The sequence below is a fragment of the Streptomyces sp. NBC_01408 genome, from assembly GCF_026340255.1.
Taxonomy (GTDB): Bacteria; Actinomycetota; Actinomycetes; order Streptomycetales; family Streptomycetaceae; genus Streptomyces.
Map to the genome: position 1 here is coordinate 89,470 of NZ_JAPEPJ010000003.1, position 22,863 is coordinate 112,332.

General features: G+C 71.6%; 14 protein-coding genes and 2 pseudogenes. 4 read left to right on the forward strand and 12 right to left on the reverse strand.

Annotated features, from left to right (window positions below):
* Positions 1–70: 70 nt before the first annotated feature.
* The 5 genes from OG447_RS28225 to OG447_RS28245 form a co-directional block, all read right to left on the reverse strand.
* Positions 71–1,234 carry an XdhC family protein gene (locus OG447_RS28225; RefSeq protein ID WP_266940255.1) on the reverse strand — a complete coding sequence of 388 codons (1,164 nt, stop codon included), beginning with the start codon at positions 1,232–1,234 and terminating at the stop codon, positions 71–73.
* Between the two features lie 87 nt (positions 1,235–1,321).
* Positions 1,322–2,785, reverse strand: a complete 1,464-nt coding sequence (locus OG447_RS28230) for an NCS2 family permease (RefSeq protein WP_266940256.1) — start codon at positions 2,783–2,785, stop codon at positions 1,322–1,324.
* A gap of 328 nt (positions 2,786–3,113) precedes the next feature.
* Complete coding sequence (locus OG447_RS28235; protein WP_266940257.1) at positions 3,114–5,519, reverse strand: xanthine dehydrogenase family protein molybdopterin-binding subunit; 2,406 nt, start codon at positions 5,517–5,519, stop codon at positions 3,114–3,116.
* Positions 5,520–5,521: 2 nt separating this feature from the next.
* Complete coding sequence (locus tag OG447_RS28240) at positions 5,522–6,127, reverse strand: (2Fe-2S)-binding protein (RefSeq protein WP_266940258.1); 606 nt, start codon at positions 6,125–6,127, stop codon at positions 5,522–5,524.
* Positions 6,128–6,129: 2 nt separating this feature from the next.
* Positions 6,130–7,026 carry a xanthine dehydrogenase family protein subunit M gene (locus OG447_RS28245; RefSeq protein WP_031151493.1) on the reverse strand — a complete coding sequence of 299 codons (897 nt, stop codon included), beginning with the start codon at positions 7,024–7,026 and terminating at the stop codon, positions 6,130–6,132.
* Positions 7,027–7,280: 254 nt separating this feature from the next.
* On the opposite strand from OG447_RS28245, the gene OG447_RS28250 reads away from it, so the two are divergent.
* Both OG447_RS28250 and OG447_RS28255 read left to right on the forward strand, forming a co-directional pair.
* Positions 7,281–8,960: a PucR family transcriptional regulator gene (locus OG447_RS28250; RefSeq protein WP_266940259.1), complete on the forward strand. Its 1,680-nt coding sequence runs from the start codon at positions 7,281–7,283 to the stop codon at positions 8,958–8,960.
* Between the two features lie 165 nt (positions 8,961–9,125).
* Complete coding sequence (locus tag OG447_RS28255; RefSeq protein ID WP_266940260.1) at positions 9,126–9,935, forward strand: hypothetical protein; 810 nt, start codon at positions 9,126–9,128, stop codon at positions 9,933–9,935.
* 177 nt (positions 9,936–10,112) lie between these two features.
* Here OG447_RS28255 and OG447_RS28260 read toward each other — a convergent pair whose 3' ends face one another.
* Positions 10,113–10,778, reverse strand: coding sequence for a GntR family transcriptional regulator (locus tag OG447_RS28260; RefSeq protein ID WP_266940261.1), 666 nt, complete (start codon positions 10,776–10,778; stop codon positions 10,113–10,115).
* Between the two features lie 104 nt (positions 10,779–10,882).
* Here OG447_RS28260 and OG447_RS28265 point away from each other — a divergent pair, with 104 nt between their 5' ends.
* Positions 10,883–11,755: a (2Fe-2S)-binding protein gene (locus tag OG447_RS28265; RefSeq protein ID WP_266940262.1), complete on the forward strand. Its 873-nt coding sequence runs from the start codon at positions 10,883–10,885 to the stop codon at positions 11,753–11,755.
* Between the two features lie 191 nt (positions 11,756–11,946).
* Positions 11,947–13,014 carry a DUF2637 domain-containing protein gene (locus tag OG447_RS28270; protein WP_266940263.1) on the forward strand — a complete coding sequence of 356 codons (1,068 nt, stop codon included), beginning with the start codon at positions 11,947–11,949 and terminating at the stop codon, positions 13,012–13,014.
* A gap of 20 nt (positions 13,015–13,034) precedes the next feature.
* Here the strand turns inward: OG447_RS28270 and OG447_RS28275 are convergent, their stop codons facing one another.
* The 6 genes and pseudogenes from OG447_RS28275 to OG447_RS28300 all read right to left on the reverse strand — a co-directional run bounded on the left by OG447_RS28275 (position 13,035) and on the right by OG447_RS28300 (position 22,721).
* Positions 13,035–13,541 (reverse strand): ATP-binding protein, encoded by a 507-nt coding sequence (locus OG447_RS28275; RefSeq protein WP_323181869.1) that lies wholly within the window; start codon positions 13,539–13,541, stop codon positions 13,035–13,037.
* 59 nt (positions 13,542–13,600) lie between these two features.
* Positions 13,601–14,620 (reverse strand): annotated as a pseudogene (locus OG447_RS28280) (thiamine pyrophosphate-dependent enzyme); the annotation flags it as partial.
* A gap of 1,133 nt (positions 14,621–15,753) precedes the next feature.
* A complete protein-coding gene (locus tag OG447_RS28285) occupies positions 15,754–16,290 on the reverse strand; it encodes a hypothetical protein (protein ID WP_266940264.1) in 537 nt (178 codons plus the stop codon).
* A gap of 94 nt (positions 16,291–16,384) precedes the next feature.
* Positions 16,385–17,122: pseudogene (locus OG447_RS28290) on the reverse strand (thiamine pyrophosphate-binding protein); the annotation flags it as partial.
* 85 nt (positions 17,123–17,207) lie between these two features.
* Complete coding sequence (locus tag OG447_RS32330) at positions 17,208–18,239, reverse strand: protein phosphatase 2C domain-containing protein (protein ID WP_323181870.1); 1,032 nt, start codon at positions 18,237–18,239, stop codon at positions 17,208–17,210.
* 717 nt (positions 18,240–18,956) lie between these two features.
* Entirely contained in the window at positions 18,957–22,721 is a 3,765-nt protein-coding gene (locus tag OG447_RS28300; RefSeq protein ID WP_266940266.1) for a S8 family serine peptidase, read from the reverse strand.
* Positions 22,722–22,863: the final 142 nt, after the last annotated feature.

Genomic DNA, 22,863 nt, shown 5'->3' on the forward strand with positions numbered 1-22,863 from the left:
CGGAAAGGGCGCAACCCCTACGGGGTGGCGCCCTTCAGGTTCACGTACCGCCGTCAGCGGTTTCCGCTCTTCAAGCGACCGAGCCGATCCTGCTGATCACGGTGTTCGCGACGTCGGGGTGGATCGGGATGTGCGCGCCCGTGAGGGCGGCGCCGGTGCCGCCGCGCCGGTTGGCCACGATCTCGGCGGCGATGGACAGCGCGGTCTCCTCCGGGGAGCGGGCGCCGAGGTCCAGGCCTATCGGGGAGCGCAGGCGGGCCAGTTCCAGCTCGCTCACGCCGACGTCGCGGAGCCGCTTGTTGCGGTCCTCGTGGGTGCGCCGGGAGCCCATGGCCCCGACGTAGGCGACGGGAAGCCTGAGGGCCAGTTCGAGGAGCGGGACGTCGAACTTGGCGTCGTGGGTGAGCACGCACAGGACGGTCCGGCCGTCCACGGCGCCTGCCGAGGACTGCGCCTCCAGGTAGCGGTGCGGCCAGTCGACGATGATCTCGTCCGCCTCGGGGAAACGGTTCTTCGTCGCGAACACGGGCCGGGCGTCGCACACCGTCACCCGGTAGCCGAGGAACTTGCCGATCCGCACGAGGGCGGACGCGAAGTCGATGGCGCCGAAGACGATCATCCGCGGCGGCGGGACGCTGGACTCGACGAGGACCTTGAGCGGCTCTCCGCAGAGCCTGCCGTCGGCGCCGATCTCCAGCACGCCGGTCCGGCCGGCGTCGAGCATGGCGCGGGCCTCTTCGGCGATGGTGCGGTCCAGCTCGGGGTGTCCGCCGAAACCGCCCTGGTGGGTGCCTTCGGTACGGACGAGTACGGCGCGGCCCATGAGCTCGGCCGGTCCCTCGGCGATCCGGGCCACGGCCGCGGCCTCGCCGCGCGCCGCCGCGGCGAGGCCCGCCGCGAACACCTCCCGCGCGGGAGAGCCCACGGGGACCGGGGTGACGAGGATGTCGATGATCCCGCCGCAGGTCAGACCCACGGCGAAGGCATCGTCGTCGCTGTAGCCGAAGCGCTCCTGGACGGTCTCGCCGTCCTCCAGCGCCTGCTGGCACAGCTCGTACACCGCACCCTCCACGCATCCACCGGAAACCGAGCCGATGGCCGTGCCGTCGCTGTCGACGGCGAGGGCCGCTCCGGGCTGCCGGGGTGCGCTCCCGCCGACCGCCACGACCGTGGCGACGGCGAAGTCACGTCCCTGCTCGACCCACCGGTTCAGTTCTTCGGCGATGTCCAGCATGGGGGCCTCCTCGGAGGGGTTCGGTTTCCAGTATCGGATACACGGAGGGTGCGGTCCTGCTTACGGTGGTCAGTGCCACCGGAGGGGTCAGCCGACCCCGAGCCAGCCCTCGATCGGGTGGAGCGCGAAGAAGACCAGGAAGATTCCGGTCAGCGCCCACATGAAGCCGCCGATCTCACGGGCCTTGCCCTGAGCGATCTTGATGGCGACGTAGGAGATGACACCCGCGGCGACACCGGCGGTGATCGAGTACGTGAACGGCATGATCACGACGGTCAGGAAGACCGGGATCGAGGTCGAGCTGTCGGCCCAGTCCACGTGGCGGGCGTTCTGCATCATCATCGCGCCGATGACGACGAGGGCCGCGGAGGCGACCTCACCCGGGACGATCTGGGTGATCGGGGTGAAGAAGAGGCAGGCGGCGAAGAACAGACCGGTGACGACGGACGCGAGGCCCGTGCGGGCTCCCTCGCCGACGCCGGTCGCGGACTCGACGAACACGGTCTGGCCGGAGCCACCCGCGACACCACCGATGGCGCCACCGGCGCCGTCGATGAACAGGGCCTTGGACAGACCCGGCATGCGGCCCTTGTCGTCGGCCAGCTTGGCCTCGGTGCCGACGCCGATGATGGTGGCCATGGCGTCGAAGAAGCCGGCGAGCACGAGGGTGAAGACGATCATGCCGACCGTCATGTAGCCGACATCGCCCCAGCCGCCGAAGGAGACGTCACCGAAGAGCGAGAAGTCCGGCATCGAGACCGCGGAGCCGCCGAGCTCCGGCGCACCGTTCTTCCAGGCCTTCGGGTCGATGTCCACGATGGCGTTGAGGATCGCGGCGAGCACGGTGCCGCCGACGATGCCGATCAGGATCGCGCCGGGCACCTTGCGGGCCTGGAGCATGAAGATGGCGATCAGGGTGACGGCGAAGAGCAGGACGGGCCAGCCGGACAGCTCACCGGTCGCGCCGAGCTGGACGGGGGGCATGAACTCCCCGCCGTTGCCGACGAACCCGGCCTTCACGAAGCCGATCAGGGCGACGAACAGGCCGATGCCCATGGTGATGGCGTGCTTGAGCGCGAGGGGGATCGCGTTCATGATCATCTCGCGGAGGCCGGTGACGACCAGGAGACAGATCACGACGCCGTAGACCACACACATGCCCATGGCCTGCGGCCAGGTCATCTGGGGGGCTACCTGCGAGGCCAGCACACCGGACACGGACAGACCGGCGGCGAGGGCCAGCGGCACCTTGCCGACGAAGCCCATGAGGAGCGTGGTGACGGCCGCGGCGAAGGCGGTGGCGGTGATGATCGCCGAGCCGGCCATTACGGTGCCGTCGACGTCCTTGCCCGAGAGGAGCAGGGGGTTGAGCAGGAGGATGTACGCCATGGCCATGAAGGTCGTGATACCGCCACGAACCTCGTTGCCGACGTTGGATCCTCTATGGGTGATGTGAAAGTACCGGTCGAGCCAAGAACGCCCGGCGGGGGTACGAGAGCCGTCGCCGGCCTCTTCCGCGGTGGTCTTGGGCTCCACAGACGACTGGGTCATGGTGCCTAACTCCCAAGGTTCAAAGGGGCACCCGCTTGGGGATTGGAGACTGCGGGATTTGGGATGGTGCGTTTGGCTGCACGACCCGGGGTGACGGCCCGAGGCGACGCGAAATGTGCACTGCGTGTACTGCGGGTACTGCGGGGGTTACCGCTGGTACTTATGGCGGGGGTTTCTGCAGGGGTACTGCCAGGTGAAGGGACCGCGAGCGGTGCGGTACTTCGTATGTACTCCGGGCGGTGCGCGGTGAAGTGTGACGTTCCCATGTCGCACCGCCCGGAGAGTCTGAGGGGGTCCGGGGGCCTCGCGGCCCCCGGACCACGCCGTCCTAGAGGGTCCCGGTAAGGGCTTCCGGACGGATCGGCGTCTTGTTGAGCTCCAGACCGGTCGCCTGCCGGATCGCCGCGAGGACGGCCGGGGTCGACGAGAGGGTCGGGGCCTCGCCCATACCGCGAAGGCCGTAGGGCGCCTTCGGGTCGGCGAGCTCCAGGACGTCGACCGGGATGGTCGGGGTGTCCAGGATGGTCGGGATCAGGTAGTCCGTGAAGGAGGGGTTGCGCACCTTCGCGGTCTTCGGGTCCACGATGATCTCTTCCATGATCGCCACGCCGAGACCCTGGGTGGTACCACCCTGGATCTGGCCCACCACGGAAAGCATGTTGAGCGCCTTGCCGACGTCCTGCGCGGTCGCCAGCTCCACGACCTTGACGAGGCCGAGCTCGGTGTCCACCTCGACGACCGCGCGGTGCGCGGCGAAGGTGTACTGGACGTGGCCGTTGCCCTGGCCGGTGACCAGGTCGAACGGGACGGTCGGGTGGTGCCGGTACTCCAGCTCCAGGTCGATCGCGTCCTCGCCCTCGAGGATGTCGGCCAGGTCCGCGAGGACCTCGCCGCCGTCGGTGACGACCTTGCCGCCCTCGAGCAGCAGCTCGGCGGTGGCCCACGCCGGGTGGTAGGAGCCGTTCTTGCGGCGCCCGATCTCCAGCACGGCCTCGCGGACGGCCTCACAGGTGTTCTTCACGGCGCCACCGGTCATGTACGTCTGCCGCGAGGCGGACGTGGAACCGGCGGAGCCGACCTGCGTGTCGGCCGGGTGGATGGTCACCTGCGTGACACCCAGCTCGGTACGGGCGATCTGCGCGTGGACGGTGATACCGCCCTGGCCGACCTCCGCCATGGCCGTGTGGACCATCGCGACGGGCTCGCCGTTGATGACCTCGAGGCGCACGCGGGCGGTCGAGTAGTCGTCGAAGCCCTCGGAGAAGCCGACGTTCTTGATGCCGACCGCGTAGCCGACGCCGCGGACGACGCCTTCGCCGTGCGTGGTGTTGGAGAGACCGCCGGGCAGCGCGCGGACGTCCGCGCCCTCGCCGGCCGACTCCCACTGGCGCTCGGGCGGCAGCGGGCGGGACTTGACCCGGCGCAGCAGCTCGGCGACGGGCGCCGGCGCGTCCACGACCTGGCCGGTCGGCATGACCGTGCCCATCTCCATGGCGTTCAGCTGGCGGAACTCGACCGGGTCCATGCCCAGCTTCGCCGCGAGCTTGTCCATCTGGGCCTCGTAGGCGAAGCAGGCCTGGACGGCGCCGAAGCCGCGCATCGCGCCACAGGGCGGGTTGTTCGTGTAGAGCGCGATCGCCTCGATGTCCACGTCCTCCAGGACGTAGGGACCCACCGAGAGGGAGGAGGCGTTGCCCACGACCGCCGGGGAGGCGGACGCGTACGCGCCGCCGTCCAGGACGATCTTGCACTTCATGTGCGTGAGCTTGCCGTCCTTGGTGGCGCCGTGCTCGTAGTACAGCTTCGCCGGGTGACGGTGCACGTGGCCGAAGAAGGACTCGAAGCGGTTGTAGACGATCTTGACCGGCTTGTTCGTGGCCAGGGCCAGGAGGCAGGCGTGGATCTGCATCGAGATGTCCTCGCGGCCACCGAAGGCACCGCCGACGCCCGAGAGCGTCATGCGGACCTTCTCCGGCGGGAGGCCCAGGACCGGGGCGATCTGCTGGAGGTCCGAGTGCAGCCACTGGGTGGCGACGTACAGCTCGACACCGCCGTCCTCGGACGGCACGGCCAGGCCGGACTCCGGGCCGAGGAAGGCCTGGTCCTGCATGCCGAAGGTGTACTCGCCCTCGACGATGACGTCGGCGCGCTTGCGGGCCTCTTCCACGTTGCCGCGGATGATCGGCTGGCGGTGCACGATGTTCGGGTGCGGGACGTGACCGATGTGGTGGTCGTCGCGGCCCTCGTGGATCAGCGGCGCGCCGGGGGCGAGGGCGGAGGCCTCGTCCGTGACGAGCGGCAGCTCACGGTAGTCGATCTTGATCTTGGCGGCCGCGCGGCGGGCGGTCTCCGGGTGGTCGGCGGCCACGAGGGCGACCGGCTCACCGTGGTGACGTACCCGGCCGTTGGCGAGAACCGGGGTGTCCTGGATCTCGAGGCCGTAGTTCTTCATCTCGGCCGGCAGGTCGTCGTACGTCAGCACCGAGTAGACGCCGGGCATGGCGAGCGCCTCGGAGATGTCGATGGAGACGATCTCGGCGTGGGCGACGGTGCTGCGCAGGGTCTGGCCCCACAGCATGTCCTCGTGCCACATGTCCGAGGAGTACGCGAACTCACCGGTGACCTTGAGGGTGCCGTCCGGGCGCAGCGTGGACTCGCCGATGCCGCCCTTGGTGTGCTTCTGCGTGACGTTGGTCGGCGTACCCGCCGGAACCGTGCGCGTGTTCTGAGCCATGGTCAGACCGCCTCTGCCTGACGGGCGGCCGCGAGGCGGACCGCGTCGAGGATCTTCTCGTAGCCCGTGCAGCGGCACAGGTTGCCGGACAGGGCCTCACGGATGTCCTGGTCGGACGGGGAGGAGTTCTCCTCCAGCAGCGCGTCGGCCTGGACCAGGAGGCCCGGGGTGCAGAAACCGCACTGGACGGCGCCGGCGTCGATGAACGCCTGCTGGATGTTGGAGAGCTCGACGCCCTCGCCGGTCTGCGAGTCGCCCGGCTTGGCCTGCCACTGCTTGGCCGCGTCCAGGGACACGCCCTTGCTGCCGCAGCCGCCGCCGGTGCCGCAGGCACCGCCGTGGCCGTGCTCCTCGCGCTGCTTGGCGAACTCCGCCAGGCCCTCGACGGTCACGACGTCGCGGCCCTCGACCTGGCCGGCGGCCACGAGACAGGAGCAGACCGGCACGCCGTCGAGACGGACGGTGCAGGAACCGCACTCGCCCTGCTCGCAGGCGTTCTTCGAACCCGGCAGGCCCAGACGCTCACGCAGGACGTAGAGAAGGGACTCGCCCTCCCACACGTCGTCGGCTTCCTGCGGACGACCGTTGACAGTGAAATTGACGCGCATGATTACGCAGCCCCTTCGAGCGAGCGGCCGTTGCCGGTACCGCGGTACTGCTCCCACGTCCAGACCAGCTGGCGGCGAGCCATGATGCCGACCGCGTGACGGCGGTACTTCGCCGTGCCGCGGACGTCGTCGATCGGGTTGGCCGCGCCGGAGGCGAGGTCACCGAACTGCTTGGCGATCGACGGGGTGATGACCTTGCCGGACTCCCAGAAGCCGCCCTCTTCGAGCGCGGCGTTCAGGAACTCCTCCGCGGCCTTCGCCCGGATCGGGGTCGGCGCGGCCGAACCGATTCCGGTACGGACGGTGCGGGTCTCCGGGTGCAGTGCCAGACCGAACGCGCAGACCGCGATGACCATCGCGTTGCGGGAGCCGACCTTGGAGTACTGCTGGGGGCCGTCCGCCTTCTTGATGTGGACGGTCTTGATGAGCTCGTCGGCGGCGAGCGCGTTGCGCTTCACGCCGGTGTAGAACTCGTCGATCGGGATCAGGCGGGAGCCGCGTACGGACTCCACCTCGACCTCGGCGCCCGCCGCGAGCAGCGCAGGGTGGGAGTCGCCGGCCGGCGAGGCACAACCGAGGTTGCCGCCGACACCGCCGCGGTTACGGATCTGCGGGGACGCGACCGTGTGCGAGGCGAGCGCGAGACCCGGCAGCTCCGTGCGGAGGTTCTCCATGATCTGCGTGTACGGGACGGAGGCGCCCAGACGGACCACGTCCTCGCCGACCTCCCACTCCCGCAGCAGACCGATGCGGTTCAGGTCCAGGAGGTACTCCGGCCGACGGTGGTCGAAGTTGATCTCGACCATCACGTCGGTGCCACCCGCAATCGGCACAGCTGTGGGGAACTCGGCCTTAGCGGCGAGCGCCTCCTCCCAGCTGGCGGGGCGAAGGAAGTCCATGAGCGGCTCTCTTCTTCTTCATCGTGTCGTTCACTTCAAGCCAGGAGGCCTAAGGACCCTCGACTGGTCGTTCACGTGCTGTTAACGCGGTGTGGACTCAGTACACCGGCCGCCTATCCCCCGGGTGCAGTCACCGAAACCATGAAGGAGTTGGCTGGCGGCCTCCCTCGTCTTGTAGATTCGTATGAAAGGCAGGATGCGACGACCTGCCCGATTTCCAACGGCAACATTCGAGACAGATCGGCGGCGACATCATGCGGCTGCGCGCACTGCTGGAAACCGAGGCGCTGGGGCTGCGGCTGCTCGGCGGCGAGGAAGAACTCGACCGGACGGTCCGCGGGGTCATGACAACCGACCTACGCGATCCCAGCCGGTACCTCTCCGGGGGCGAACTCGTCCTCACTGGCCTGGCCTGGCGTAGGAATTCGGCCGACTCCGAGCCGTTCGTACGAATCCTCGCGAGCGCGGGCGTCGCGGGGCTGGCCGCCGGCGAGGCGGAACTGGGAGCCATCCCGGACGATCTGGTATCGGCCTGTGTGCGCAACCGGCTGCCGCTGTTCGCTGTGAACGAAGACGTTGCATTCGCCACGATCACCGAGTACGTGGTGCGCCAGGTGTCCGGTGAGCGGGCGGGCGATCTCGCGGCCGTCGTGGACCGCCACCGCCGCCTGATGACCTCGGGTCCGGCCGGCGGCGGCCCCGATGTGGTGCTGGATCTGCTCACCACCGACCTCGATCTCCGGGCCTGGGTGCTGTCCCCCACGGGCCGGCAGATCGCCGGGGCGGGCGAGCCGCTGACGCCGGGCGTGTGCGCAACCCTGGCGAGCGAGCACCTCGCGGCGGTCCGGACGGGCCGCAGAGGGCCGCACCGGATCTCCATCCAGGGTATTACCTACTCCCTGTTCCCGATCAGAGGACACGGCCGGGGCGCCGCCGGCACGGTCACCCGGGACGTACGCGAGACCGTGCTCTCGGACTGGCTGCTGGCCGTCGAGGCGGACGCCGGCGACTGGCCGGCCGAGCGGCTGGACCTGCTCCAGGGCGTCACCCAGCTGATCGCCGTGGAGCGCGACCGGCGCGACGCGGCCCGCACGGTGCGCCGCCGCCTGGCGCAGGAGGTCCTGGAACTGGTCCAGACGGGCGCACCGCCCGCCGAGATCGCCGCCCGCCTGCGGGTGGCCGCGCCGGTGCTGCTGCCCGGGCTGGGCGCCGCACCGCACTGGCAGGTCGTGGTGGCCCGGGTGGACTGGGACAACGGGGACATCCCCGGCGGCCCGGTGGCCCAGTCGCTGCTGGAGGAGATCCTCGTCGACCCGTCCGTCTCGGGGCCCGAGCCCTCGGACCGGATCGCGGTCGCCCACGCGGGTGACGAGGCCATCGCCCTCGTGCCGCTGCCCGCGCTGGCCGGGGAGGCCGGGGAGGACAAGGGCCCGGATGCGGCCCTGCACGCCGACGTGCTCCTCGCGTCCGTACGGGACCCCCTGGCGGCGGGCCTGGCCGACGACGGCCGGATCACCCTGGGCGTCAGCGCGGCCGTGCACTCGGCCGAGGGGCTGCGCGGGGCGCTGGAGGAGGCCCGGCACGCCCGCCGGGTCGCCGCGGCCCGCCCGGGCCGGGTCTGCGCCGCCGGCCACCACGAGCTGGCCTCGCACGTGCTGCTGCTGCCGTTCGTGCCGGACGACGTGCGCCGCGCCTTCACGGCCCGGCTGCTGGACCCCCTGCGGGACTACGACCGGCGCCACCGCGCGGAGCTCATCCCGACCCTGGAGGCCTTCCTGGACTGCGACGGCTCGTGGACCCGCTGCGCGACCCGGCTGCACCTGCACGTCAACACGCTGCGGTACCGGGTCGGGCGAATCGAGCAGTTGACGTCCCGGGACCTGTCCCGGCTGGAGGACAAGCTCGACTTCTTCCTCGCACTGCGGATGAGCTGAGGAGATCCGCCCCGCGGCCGGCCGGCCCGGCCCGGGGGCGGCTGATGATCCGTCCGGACTTTGTGAAAATGTTCACCCGACCCCTTGGCCGGAGCCTCCGATCCGTGCTCTCATTTCGCCCCAGGGCCCAATGATGTGCGGCCTGGTTGCTTTGGGGAGGGCAATGTGGCGGACACCGCCATGTCCGGTGCCGGATCTACCGGGGGCGAAGACCCCCTCCAGCGGGCGATATGGCGGCTGCGTTCGCGCGGCTGTTGGACCGACGCCGCGGCGCTGCTGACGCCACACGTCGGCAAGCCCGGAAACGCCGGAGCGGCCGTGCAGCGGACCGCGCTGCTGGTCGAGCGGTGCCTGTTCACCGGGCAGGGCTGGTCCGAGGCGGAGGACGCGCTGCGGATCGCGGAGGCGGTGGCGCAGGACGACGACGACCGCGGGGCGGCGGCGTGCGAGCGGGGCCAGCTGGCCTACGCCGCCACCGTGCTCGGCGTGCGCGACCGGGCGGACGAGGCCCGCTCGGCGCTGGGCCGGGCGGCGGCCCTGCTGTCCCCCGGCTCCCGGACCCGGCCGCTGCTGGACTTCCGCCGGGGCCTGGTCGCCGAGCACCTGGCGGACGCCCCGCAGTCGGCGCGGCCGGCGTACCGCCGGGCCCATGCGGGGGCGCTGGCCCACGGGGACACCCTGCTGCTGTCGTTCACCTGGCGGCACCTGGCGGCGCTGGCCCTGCGGGACGGTGAGGTGGCCGAGGCCCGCAAGGGCTTCGTGGAATCCCTGCGGATCCGCGAGGAGCTGGGCTTCCTGGTCGGCACGGCCCCCGCGCTCGCCGCGCTGGCCGAGGCCGAACCGGAACCGGAGGCCACCCGCCTGCGCGAGGAGGCCCGCCGCCTGTTCCACCTCCTGGGCGGCATCCCCACCTGGCTGGCGGACCAACTCCAACCGACACCTGCCCCGTCGCCTGCCCCGTCGCCTGCGGCGTAGCCCGCGCCACCACCCGGCGCTCCGCGCCGTCGCCTCAATCGCCGGCGGGGCTGGATTTCAGCCCGGCCGGCGTTTGAGCCTCAGGGGCGGCCCAATCCAGCCCCGCCGGCGATTGAGGCGCGGGGTCTGGGGCCGAGCCCCACGGGGCGGCCCGCAGGGGCAGGGGCAGGGGCGGCGTCAGGGCCTGGGGCCCGCGAGGTGCTCGCGGACGAGGGACTCGACCACCGCAAGGTCACGCGCGACCAGCGCATCCAGCAGCGCCCCGTGCTCCGCCGCATCGGCGACGAGATCCGACCGCCGCACCCGCGGAGCGCCCGGCAGGGGCCACTGCGCCCGCCGGTGGAGCGCCTCCGACACCTGGACCAGCTGGTCGTTGCCGGCCGGCGCGAGCACCGCCCGGTGGAAGGCCCGGTCGGCGTCCCCGTAGCCCGCCAGGTCCCCCGCCTCCGCCGCCTCGGCGGTCGCGGCGGCCATGGGACGCAGCGCCTCCCAGGTCGCGGCCGGCACGGCGCCGGCCAGCCGCAGCATGACCGGGACCTCCAGCAGGGCCCGTACCTCGGCCAGCCCGGCCGCGTCCCGCGGGGTCCGGGACAGGACGCGGAAGCCGCGGTTGGGAAGGCACTCCACCGCCCCTTCCAGGGCCAGCTGCTGCATCGCCTCGCGCACGGGGGTCGCGGAGACCCCGAACCGCTCGCCAAGCCCGGGGCCCGAGTAGATCTCCCCGGGCGCCAGCTCGCCTTCGAGCAGGGCGGCGCGCAGGGCGTCGAGGATCTGCCCGCGCACCGAATGGCGCAACACCTTGCGCCTTTGTTCCGGCACCTGGGCTCGGGCCGTGTCGTGCACTCGGTTCTCCTACGGGTCGCGGGCTGCCCCGAGGATACGGCCTTGCCGAGATCGGGTAAGGTAAGGCTAACCTGTTAACGATCGCACGATTCGGTGGTCCCTCCATGGCCGTCACTGTCGTACCCCCTGCCCTGGACGTCCCTTCCGCCCCGGCCGGCTCTCCGGTGGCGGAGGCGTACGCCCGCCTGGCCGAGGTCTACGACGGACTACGGGTCATCGAGCGAGCCGCGCACGAACCGACCCCTCGCGGTGTGGGGTGGGTCGGCGCGGACGAGCTCGCCGCGGGCGGGCCGGCCCTCGACGCCTTCCTCGCCTGGGACAACGCCCAGGTGCTGAGGGACTACGGGACCCAGGCCCGCCCCGACGTGGTCGCGAGCTTCGGCCTGCACCGGTACGCCTGGGCGGCCTGCCTGCTGATCACCGCCCCCTGGATGCTGCTGCGCCGGGTCCCCCGGCTCCCCGTCACCCAGGTGGCCTACCACCGGACCCTCGGCCGGATGTCCGTGCGAGTCGAGGAGTTCGCCTGCCTGCCGGACGACCCGGCGGCCGCCCTCCCCGGGGCGCGGGTCGTGCCGGACGAGGAGGCGCTGCGCGCCGAGGTGCGGGTCGCGGTGGCCCAGCACCTCGAACCGCTGCTGGAGGGCTTCGGCCCGCGGATGCGGCGCGGCCGGCGGGCCCTGTGGGGCATGGCGACCGACGACGTCGTCGAGGGCCTCTGGTACCTCGGGCAGCTGCTCGGCGAGGAGCAGCGGGTCATGGCCGAGCTGGCGGCGCTGCTGCCGGGCTCCACGGCCCCGTACACCGGCGGCGCGGGGTTCCGTACGCTCACGGGCCCCGACGGCGGCGAGCTGCCCACCCGGGACCGGGCCAGCTGCTGCTTCTTCTACACGATCCGCCCGGCCGACACCTGCGACACCTGCCCCCGGACCTGTGACGCGGAGCGCGTCGCCCGGCTGACTGCGGCCGCCACTGCCTGAACCCACCCGCAGGGGTGACCGTAATCGAACTCAACTCAACCTCTACGGCCGTCCGTTCGATCTACAACACCCTATCCGGCGGGACCCGCCCCCCGTTGGCGTCCACTTGACCCGAAACCCGCATGAACGGCGGACCGGCTGCGCCACTATGGCGCCCGGAAGGCCGCATACGCGAGGCAAGGGACATCCGCATGAGACTGACCGACATATCGCTGGACTGGCTGCTGCCCGGCAGCCTGCTGATCCTGGGCGTACTTGCGGCAGTTGCGGTACTGGCCCGGGGCAAGCGCGAGAGCGAGAAGGCCGCGGCCGAGGACAGCTGGGAGCGCAGCGAGGAACGGCGGCGGCGCAAGGAGGCCGTCTACGGATCCGCCTCGTACGTGCTGCTCTTCTGCTGCGCGGCGGTCGCCGCCGCCCTCTCCTTCCACGGGCTGGTCGGCTTCGGCCGGCAGAACCTGAACCTGTCCGGAGGCTGGGAGTACCTCGTCCCCTTCGGCCTCGACGGCGCCGCGATGTTCTGCTCGGTGCTCGCCGTCCGCGAGGCCAGCCACGGCGACGCGGCCCTCGGCTCGCGCATGCTGGTCTGGCTGTTCGCGGGCGCGGCCGCCTGGTTCAACTGGGTGCACGCCCCCCGGGGGATCGGCCACGACGGCGCCCCGCAGTTCTTCGCCGGGATGTCGCTCTCCGCGGCCGTCCTCTTCGACCGCGCCCTCAAGCAGACCCGCCGGGCGGCGCTGCGCGAACAGGGCCTGATTCCGCGGCCGTTGCCGCAGATCCGGATGGTCCGCTGGCTGCGGGCACCCCGGGAGACCTTCGGCGCCTGGTCGCTCATGCTGCTGGAAGGCGTACGCACCCTCGACGAGGCCGTGGACGAGGTGCGCGAGGACAAGAAGGAGAAGGAGCAGGACCGGCACCGCAGGCGCGAGCAGCACCGCCTGGACCGCGCGCACATCCGGGCGCTGGGCCGGCAGAACCGGGCGTTCGGGCGGGCACGCGCCCGCGAGGGCGACATGCCGGGGCTGGCCCCCGGAACGGGCTCCGCGCCGGTCGGCGCGGAGCCGGCCATAGCGGAACCGGGACTACTGCCACCCCTGCGCCGCCTGCCCTCGCTCCAGGCCGTCAGCCGGACCGAATCCGCTGACCTGGCCGTGACCGGCCCCCGGACGGTGGACCTCACCGCCGAGGACGACACCCAGACCATTCCCCGGCTCGACTCCCTGGAGCGCAAACTGAAGGACCTGGAACAGCAGTTCGGCTGACTCCGCCCGGGCCCGCCGCGTCAGGCGGGCCCTCCGTCCAGTTCGAACCACACCACTTTCCCGCTGCCCGGGGGCAGCGAGTCCACGCCCCAGGCATCGGCGAGCGCCTGCACCAGCATCAGTCCCCGGCCGTGCGTACCGTCGTCGGCGGTCGGTACGTACGGCCGGGGCCGGCAGGCGGCGTAGTCCCGGACCTCCACCCGCAGCCGGGTGGCGGCGAGGCTCGCGGACACCTCCGCACCCCGGTCGGTGTGCACGAGGGCGTTGGTGACGAGTTCGGTGATCAGCAGCTCCGCCACCTCGGCGGCGCCGGTCCCGTACCCCTGACGCATCAACTCCCGTAATGCTTTGCGGACTTCGCCCACCGCTTTGAGATCCGCCCGGCACACGGTCCGGGTGATCCGCAGCGGGTCCACCGGTGCCCCGTCCTCGCCGGTGGACGGTTCCCGCGGTACGGGCCTGCCTCTCTTCCACTGCTTCCCGGTCTTCGCCCCCACCCGCACGGCGATGCCCCTCCCCCGTGTCATTGCTCTCGAACAGCTCTACGGGATGCATGCCCCCCGAGCCGTTCCGCACTCCTTCGGGCTCAGGGACGCGGCACGTTGCGGAGGTTGGATCGAGCCATCTGAACCATCCGGCCCACACCCCCGTCCAGCACGATCTTGCTGGCGGAAAGTGCGAATCCGGTCACCATTTCGGCGCTGATCCTCGGAGGAATGGACAGTGCGTTGGGGTCGGTCACCACGTCCACGAGAGCGGGTCCCTTGTGCCGGAACGCGTCCTTCAGAGCCCCGGTGAGCTGCTTGGGCTTCTCGACGCGGACCCCGTACGCGCCCGCCGCGCGGGCGATGGCGGCGAAGTCGGGGTTCTTGTTCGTCGTCCCGTACGAGGGCAGGCCGGAAACCAGCATCTCCAACTCGACCATTCCGAGTGAGGAGTTGTTGAACAGGACTACTTTGACGGGCAGGTCGTACTGCACCAGGGTGAGGAAATCTCCCATCAGCATCGAGAAACCGCCGTCACCCGACATCGACACCACTTGACGGCCGCGGTCGGTGAACTGCGCGCCGATGGCCTGCGGGAGGGCGTTGGCCATCGAGCCGTGACTGAAGGAGCCGATGATGCGCCGCTTGCCGTTCGGGGAAAGATAGCGCGCCGCCCACACATTGCACATGCCCGTGTCGACGGTGAACACGGCGTCCTCGTCGGCGAGTTCGTCGAGTACCGAAGCCACGTACTCGGGATGGATCGGCGTGTGCTTCTCGACCTTGCGCGTGTACGCCTTCACCACTCCCTCCAGCGCGTCCGCGTGCTTCTTCAGCATCCGGTCCAGGAAGCGCCGGTCGGACTTGACCTTCACCCGGGCGTTGAGGGCTCGCAGGGTCTCCCATGCGTCTCCCCAGACGGCGAGGTCCAACTGCGAGCGCCGTCCGAGGTGTTCGGGCCGGATGTCCACCTGGACGATCTTCACGTCGTCGGGGAGGAAGGCGTTGTAGGGGAAGTCCGTGCCGAGGAGGATGAGGAGATCGCACTCGTGGGTGGCCTCGTAGGCGGCGCCGTAGCCGAGCAGGCCGCTCATTCCGACGTCGTACGGATTGTCGTACTGGGGTTACCTGCGTAGGTCACCTCCGCCGTCGCCTGCAATAGCGGACGAGGCTGGAGGCGGCGCCGGCTCGGCGGGACAGACACGAGCGACGCTCAGCACTGTGTTTTGCTTGCCACCAGCTCAATACGCGCACGGACTTCGGCGTGGCTAACACCCCGTTCTAGCGGGTCGTCAGCCACGCCGTGAGCGCAGACGCGCCAAGGGTTGCCAAGCCAGTCAAGAGCCGCACGGGTACTTGCTGAAGAGTCATGCGGAACCCGCCGCATCGAATGTCCAGTATGGGAGTGGTGCAGTCGGCTGCCATGTGCGGAACCTCCGTCATGTCGCTTGCGAACGCGCGCTGACCCGGACGGTAGCGCGGGCGGTGGGCCATCCGTCCACCGCGATGCCGTTGGTGGACCCGAGATCCCGTACCCCCTTAGAGAGGGGGGCGGCGGTGGCCCGTTTGATCAGCCTAGATGAACTTCTCGAACTGCCGTAATACGGACAACTCTCACACCATCAGAGGCGGTCCCCACGCGCCGACGCTCCCGCCCCCGCGCTCGATGCCCGGGAACTCCGAGCCGAGTACCCACGATTCCCGCGCCTGTGGTCAATCGGCCCACCAGCCATGCCGGTACCCGCTGCACGGTGACGCGTAGCCCACCGCTTCGGATGTTGAGCGCGGGCATGCTCGGGGTGCTCTTGAGGATGCTGCGCTTGCTCATGGCGTCCTGACCTTCCGTCGGAGAGGTGCCTACCAAGGTGCGTGACCAGGTTCTGCGAGCGGCCGTCAGCTGTACAGCGGAAAAGGCCCCAGCCGGAAGGGTCATTAGTCCCTAAAGGGGGTCGGTGCCCGCCCGTGGCGTTGGCGCCAACAGTGCCGAGTGTCGCGACCTTGCGGCAGGTCCCTTCTCCGGTCTTCTACCGGCCCTTTTCCCGGAACTTTCGAGGCACCCCATGCCCCGAAAGCCCCGCCCCCGGCTTGCATCCGGGCACCCTGAGCTGACCGGGGCCGGCGGACGCCGCACCGGCATGACTCGGCCCCGGCACAGTGACGGCGCATGTACCGGGGCGGTGCAGGCAAGGACGTACACACCTAGGAATTGTCGTACTGGGGTTACCTGCGTATGTGAGGGGCGACTCGATCTGACTCACTTCCTGCGCCACCGCCTGCGCCACTTGCCGCGGGGCACCAGCAAGGCATCAGTCCGCAGCTGCTTGACGAGCATCTCATCGGCTGCATCAGCGGCGCCCTTCGCCTGCTCCACCTTCTGCCAAGCGGCTCGGTAGGCTTCAAATTGCTTCGGGTCACCAACCTCCACTAGCGACCAGCGCATCACGGCCGTCAACCATTCAACATGCGCCTGGAAGGAGGCTCTGTTTGCGGCGAGCAGCTCGGACGAGGCGTACAGTGCAATCTTCGTGGTCACCAAGCGCGCTTGGTCTTCCTGATATTCCGGATCCAAAACCTCCGGATACTCGTGGGAGCTGGCTACCTCACGCCGCCGAGCGGCCAGCGCCAGCGTGACGCGATGCGTCTCCTCCAAAGCGTCGGCCCGCCGCTCCCAGATCTTGTGATCCCGTTCCCTGGCGCGGGTGGCCCTCTGAGTGACCCATTGGCCGCCGATCGTGGCCAGTGCACCGATCACTGCGCCGAAAAGGGTGGCCATGACTGGCGTGATAGTCATGGCGGCAGAGCATAGAGGCACATACGCCGCGATCCGCTGAACGTCGGCTAGACACCTCGACTCGCCACGGATGCCCGAAGGACGTACGCAGTTAAGGGTTGTCGTACTGGATCCACTCCTTGCCGCGCAGGGCGTGCCCGACCGGTGCCTTGACCCGGCCCGCGAACTCCATCACCTCGGCGTGCGCCCCTGCGGTGCCGCTGCCGCAGAAGAGGGTGACCCTGTCCGCCTCGTCGACGAGCCGGACCAGCTTCTCGATCTCACCGTCGCCGGGCCGCACCGAGGGCCGGGCCGTGACGAGGGCGTGCTCCACCGTCTTCTCCGGGGCGGGCTCGGCCGCGATGTCCCCCGGCAGGGCGACCACACCGACCCCGCTGCGGCCGACGGCGTGCTGGATGGCGGTCTGGAGCACGCGGGGCATCTGCCGAGGGTTGGAGATCAGCTCGCTGTAGTGGCTGCACTCGGCGAACAGCCGGTCGGGGTGGGTCTCCTGGAAATAACCGAGGCCGATCTCCGAAGAGGGGATGTGGGAGGCGAGCGCGAGGACCGGGGCCATCGAACGGTGGGCGTCGTACAGCCCGTTGATCAGGTGCAGGTTCCCCGGACCGCAGGAGCCGGCGCAGGCGGCGAGGCGGCCGGTGATCTGGGCCTCGGCGCCGGCCGCGAAGGCCGCCGTCTCCTCGTGGCGGACCTGGATCCACTCGATGTCACCTGTCCGGCGGATCGCGTCCACCACGGGGTTGAGGCTGTCGCCGACGACCCCGTACATCCGGCGGACGCCCGCGCGTACGAGGATGTCGACGAACTGCTCCGCCACGTTCTGCTTGGCCATGAGGGGTGCACCCTTCCCGGTCTCCGGTCCGGTACCGTCCGGTTCTCCGTTGCGTGTGCCTCCCATCCAGCCACGTATGCCCCGGTTACGCCTCCCAGACCGCGGCGGCCGTACGGTCGTCCGCGTATCCCTTGAGGCGGAGCTGGGTGTCCGCGAGGAAGGCCGCGAGGCCCGGGGGCTCGGGCTCGGACCAGCGCACCGCGAGTTCGGCCGGCAGGCTCGCCTCCTCCCGCATCGGCTCGGCCAGGCCGCCGGAGCACAGCAGCAGGGTGTCCCCGGGCCGGGCGACCGAGGCGCGGAAGCGGAAGCCCGCCCCGGCCGGCTCGCCGGAGGTCTCCTCGGCCGGTTCCAGGTCCTGCCACGCGCCGGACCGCAGCCGGAACAGCCCGCCCGCGCCGGAGCCGAAGCACACCCGGGTCCGGCACTGCGGGTCCACCGGGAGCAGCAGCCCGCGCAGTCCCGCGGTGTACGCGTCCTCCGCCAGCCCCAGCTCGGCGGCGCGGGCCCGCAACCGCCCGTAGCCCCGGTCGGTGAGCCGCTGGAGGCCGGAGAGCAGGGCGTCGCGGCGCCCGGCCCTGATGTCGTCGGCCAGCCGCTCCTGGCTGCGCCCGACGGCCGCCGCGACGGTGCGGCCCAGCTCGGCGGCGGCATCGGCGGCCCCGGGCGCGGCCCGGTCCCCGCCGGCCAGCACCACGAGGACCAGGGCCTCGTCGCCGCCGCCGAAGCGCGCGGCGAGCAGGAAGTCCCGCCGGGCCTCGCCCCGGAACCGGGCGGAGTCCCCGCGCAGGGAGGCGGCGCGCAGGGTGTAGGTGCCGTAGCGGGCCCCCTCCAGGACGGTGTCGGGGGTGAGGGCTTCCACGGCGGCCGGATCGGCGGGCGGCAGCGCGCTCGGTTCGGGCGCGTAGGTCGGGGCGCGGTCACCGAGGTGGTGCACCTCGGGTCGGCCGGCGGCGCCGGCCGGGGCCGCGGGCGGGGGCGGGGGCTGGGGTGCGGGCACGGGCGGCGGTTCCGGCGCCGCCTCGGGCCGGACCTCCGGCGGCACCTCCCACCGCCACGCGGGCGGTTCCGGCGGCGGCATCGGCGGCACGGCCACACCCCCGAGCGCGTACCCGGTCACCCCGCCCGCCCGCGGATCCCGCGGGGCACCGGCCGGGTACGGCGCGGGCGGCGCGGCGGGCGGCGGAGGCTGTGGGGCTGCCGTCGCTGCCGTCGCTGCCGGGGGCAGTACGGCCGGGGGTGGTGGCGGTACGGCCGGGGGCGGGCTGGGACGGCGGGGGCCCGGGAGGCGGCCGTCAGGGGAACGCGGGGGCTCCGGCGGACCGGGACGCGCTCCCGCCGGACCGGGGAATGCCGGACCCTGCGGTCCGGCGCCGGGCGATACCGGGCCGGGTGGTCCCGAACCGGGCGACGCCGGACCCCGCGATCCCGCGCCGGGCCGGGCCGGATCGGCCTCCGGCCGCATCCCGGGCACCGGGGCCGGGCCCGGACCCCGCGCCGGATCCGGGCCTCGCACGGACTCCACGCTCCGCCCCGGCTCGGGGCCTCGCACCGACTCCACGTCCCGCCCCGGACCCCGTCCCGGATCCGGGCCCGGATCCGCCGTCGGGTCCGTCACCAGGACCGACGCCGAGCGGAACCGGTTGTCCAGGGTGTCCCCCGGATCCGGTTCCGGTCCCGCGTCCGGGTCCTCGTAGAGCTTCTGCCACCAGTCGTCCGCGCCCTGCTGACTCATGCCCTCATTGTCGGCCTCCGGCAGGGGCGGAAAACGCGGAACACACGAAAAGGGTCCACCGGGCCGCCGCCCGGTGGACCCCTCCCGCTTTACCCGTACGGACTAGCGGACGTCGTACGCCCGCGCGACCGCCTGGGTGACCGAGGCGCCGTTCGCGTCGGTCAGTTCGACCTTCAGCGAGACCGGCTTGCCGGAGGCTCCGGAGTGGTCCACGGTCGCGGTCCAGGCGCCGCCGCGCTCGCTGACCTTCGCCTCCATCCAGTTCTCACCGTCGTACGAGTACGACAGCTTCGCCGACTTCAGCGCGCCGGAGGCGTATCCCCCGTGCCCGGTGGCGCTGAGCCCGATGGCCTGCCCGTCGGCGGCCGGGACGGTCTTCAGGCCGTCCAGCGGCGCCGCGTACCTCGGGAAGAGGACCGGCAGGCCCTGCGAGTACGCCGAGGAGTCGAGCTTCGAGGTGAAGCCCCAACTGGTCCGGACCGAGGTGGAGCGCTGCCAGGTGCGCGCCGGCGGCCCGATCTTCTCGATGTTCTGGGTCAGTTCGTAGCGGCCCTCCTCGGCCGGGACCTCGAAGACCCCGAACGGGTACCAGCTCTCGCCGATGACCTCGCCGTCACGCTTGAGCTCGAGGTTGCCAATGTCCCCGAAGGACCCCGGCTGCGCCGAGTGGCCGCTGTCGCCCCACATGGCGGGGGCGAAGCCGATCAGGTTGCCCTGCCGCTCGGCGGCCAGGACCTCCTTGCCTGCGGAGTCGCGGGGTGCCACGGGGCCGGTCACTCCGTCGTACCAGGTCGCCGTGGACTTGCCGCCCTTCGCGTGGGTCCGCTGCTCGCCCGTCATGAACTCGCCCCAGGGGAAGCTGCTGGAGAGCAGCTGGTCCCAGGCCGTGTCCCCGGCGGAGTAGAACTCGGTGCGCCGGCCCGGAGCCGCGACGGTCTCGAACCCGCCGAAGTACACCGCGCTGCCGATCGGCCGGTAGGCCCCGGCGAGGTCGATGAAGTCGGCTGCCACGCCCATGGAGTTGTAGGTGGAGTCGACCTGGCCGAGGTCGCGGTCACGCACCCGGTAGGTGCGGCCGCCCTTGACCTCTCCCGTCTCGGGGAAGGCGAGGGAGTAGACGTACGGGCTCTTCGCCGTGGCCTTCCAGGACAGCGTGACCTTGCCCGCCGCCAGCGCGGCCAGCAGCGCCTTGCCCTCGCCGGACTCGATGGCCAGGGTGGGCAGGGCGCCGCCCGCGTAGCCGGTGAAGGCGACCCAGCGGCCGGGGGTCTCGCGGTAAGGGAGGACCGCCTTGGCACCGGCCGCCTCGGCGTGCTGCGCGAGCTCGTGGAGGGCGCCGTCCGTGACCTTGACCAGGGCGATCGCGTCCTTGACCCCGGCCGCCGCGAGCTCTTCGGGGGTACCGGTGCCCGCGTCGACGAGCGGCGCGGTGCCGTTGCCGTCGAGGTTGTCGCTGCCGGTGGACGCGGTGATCGGGTGCAGGACGGGACCGCCGACGGCCTTCAGCTCGGTGACGAGCGGCGCGGCCGCCCGCCAGTAGCTGGCGAACTCGAAGTCCCCGTCCTCCGCGCGGCCTTCGACGGAGGCGTAGTACCCGCGGACGGTCCGGCCGCCCATGGCGGTGCCGGCGTGCAGCCAGGTGTCGTCCCAGCTGCGGGCGAAGCCGAGGGTGGTGTTGCGGGCCTCGGCGGGCCGGTCGGCCTCGATGGCCAGGCGTCCGGCCTTGCGGGCGTCCAGTACGACGGTGGTGTCCTTCTTCACCTCGACCTGGGGGCGGCCGAGGTAGGTGAGGGAGTCGGTCAGTTCGGCGCCCTCACCGGAGTCGGGGGTGCCGACGAAGGCGGAGAGGAAGTACGCGCCCGGGCGGACCCGGTAGACCTGGTCCACGGAGCCGTCGTTGAAGCGGCGCTCACCGGCGGCGTCGTCGGTGCCGATGACGTCCAGCGAGGAGGGTCCGGCGGCGGGCTTGCCCGAGCGGTCGACGAGCTTGACGCGCAGGGTCACCGTCTGCGGCTCGACGTGGAGCGAGAAGGGGGTGGAGACGCGCACCCCGTTCGCCGTGGCGACGACGCGGCCGGTGACGTCCCCGTACTGGGAGCGTTCCAGCTTCGCGGCCGGGTCGAGGGCGAGGGGCACCTTGACGGTGGCGCCGGCCGGGACGGTGACCGTACGCCGCTCCAGGCGGGCGACCTGGCTGCGGACGGCCGAGCCGTCGTTGCCGGTGACCTTCTCTACGGCGAGGTCCAGGGTGACCGGCCGGGCACCCGTGTTGGTGTACGGGACCTCGACACCGGTGCGGTCGCTGCGGTCCTGCGGCCAGTTGTACGTACCGCCCTGGACGGCGGGGGCGCTCGTGACGGTGGTGTCGAGAGCGGCCTTCAGGTCGAGGCGGCCGCCGCCGGTCTCCCGTACGTCCCCGGGGACCCGGGTGTTCGCGGAGCCCACCAGGGCGGCCTTGATCTGCTGGGAGGTCCAGTCGGGGTGGCGCTGCTTGACGATGGCGGCGGCGCCCGCGACGTGCGGGGTCGCCATGGAGGTGCCGGACATCGACTGGTAGGCGTACACCCCGCGGCCGCCTGCCGCGGCGGCCGAGATCCCGACGCCGGGGGCCACGATCTCGGGCTTGAGGGTGTGCTGGAGTCCGGCCGGGCCGCGGCTGGAGAAGTTCGCCGTGGTGTCGTCCCGGTCGACGGCGCCCACGGTCAGCACGGCGGCCGCGCAACCGGGCGAGGAGACCGTGTTGTTGCCGGGTCCGGAGTTCCCGGCGGCGATCACGAACAGCGGGCCCTGCTGCGAGAGGCGTTCGGCCGCGGCGGCGAGCGGGTCGTCGCACGCGGTCTGGGAGGGGTCGCCGAGGCTCATGGAGACCACGTCGGCCTTGTTCTCGACGGCCCACTCCATACCGGCGATGATCCACGAGTCGAGGCCGTAGCCCCCGTCGTCGAGGACCTTGCCGCTGAGCAGTTCGGCGCCGGGGGCGACACCCTTCTTGGCTCCGCCGCTCTCGGCTCCGGAGCCGCCGACGGTGGAGATGGTGTGGGTGCCGTGGCCCTGGCGGTCCGCGTCGGTGTCGGAGTCGGTGAAGTTCTTCGACGCGGCGACGCGCCCCTTGAGGTCGGGGTGCTCCAGGTCGGTGCCGGTGTCCAGGACGGCGACCTTGGTGCCCTTGCCGTCGTATCCGGCGGCCCAGGCGGCGTTCGCACCGACCTGCCGGGTGGAGCGCTCCAGGTTCGCCTGGACCTTGCCGTCCAGCCACAGCTTCTTCAGCCCGCCGGAGACGGAACGCGCGCGGGCGTCCGTACCGGTGACGTCGGCCCAGAAGGCGGCGGCCTGCTGCTTGTCGGCGGCGAGCGCGACAGCGCCGATGGAGTCCAGGACGAGGGAGCGCTCGGCTCCGCGCGGCGCCGGCGGGGCGCTGCGCGCCACGTCGACGGAGCTGTCGTAGACCGCGATCAGCGGCAGCTTCTTGGCGTGCGCGTCGTCGTAGCCCTGCCGGACGAGGCCGGTGACGTTGAAGAGCTGCTCGTCGACCTTGCCCGCGGCGAGCGCCTTGACCGCGCCCTCGGGGTAGACGTACAGGTCCTTGCCGGACTGGCGGGTCTGTACGAGCGGCTGCGAGCCGTCCTCGCGCGGCATGGCGGTGGCGGCGGTGCGGCCGGCCGCGTCGGTGGAGACGAGGATCCGGTCGCCGGTGACGAGGGTCACGGTGACGGGGGCCGTGGGCTGCTTCGCAGCTTCCTCGCTCCCGACGACGGGTCTCCCGCCCGGCCCTCCGTCGCTCGGCTGTGCCGTGGACGGACCCACGGCGGTGACGGCCAGGACGGCCGCGGTGGCCGCTCCCAGCGCCGTACGCGATATCGGGCGCATCGCTCTCCCCAGGTGAATTCCGGCCAACCACTGCATTGCGCGGCAAAGCCGCCGCGTAAATGGCTTCTGGCCAGCGGATGTTGGTGCTGCGGTGGCATGACCTTGGCAGAGGGGCGGGTGGTGCGGCGATGATGTCCGCGGC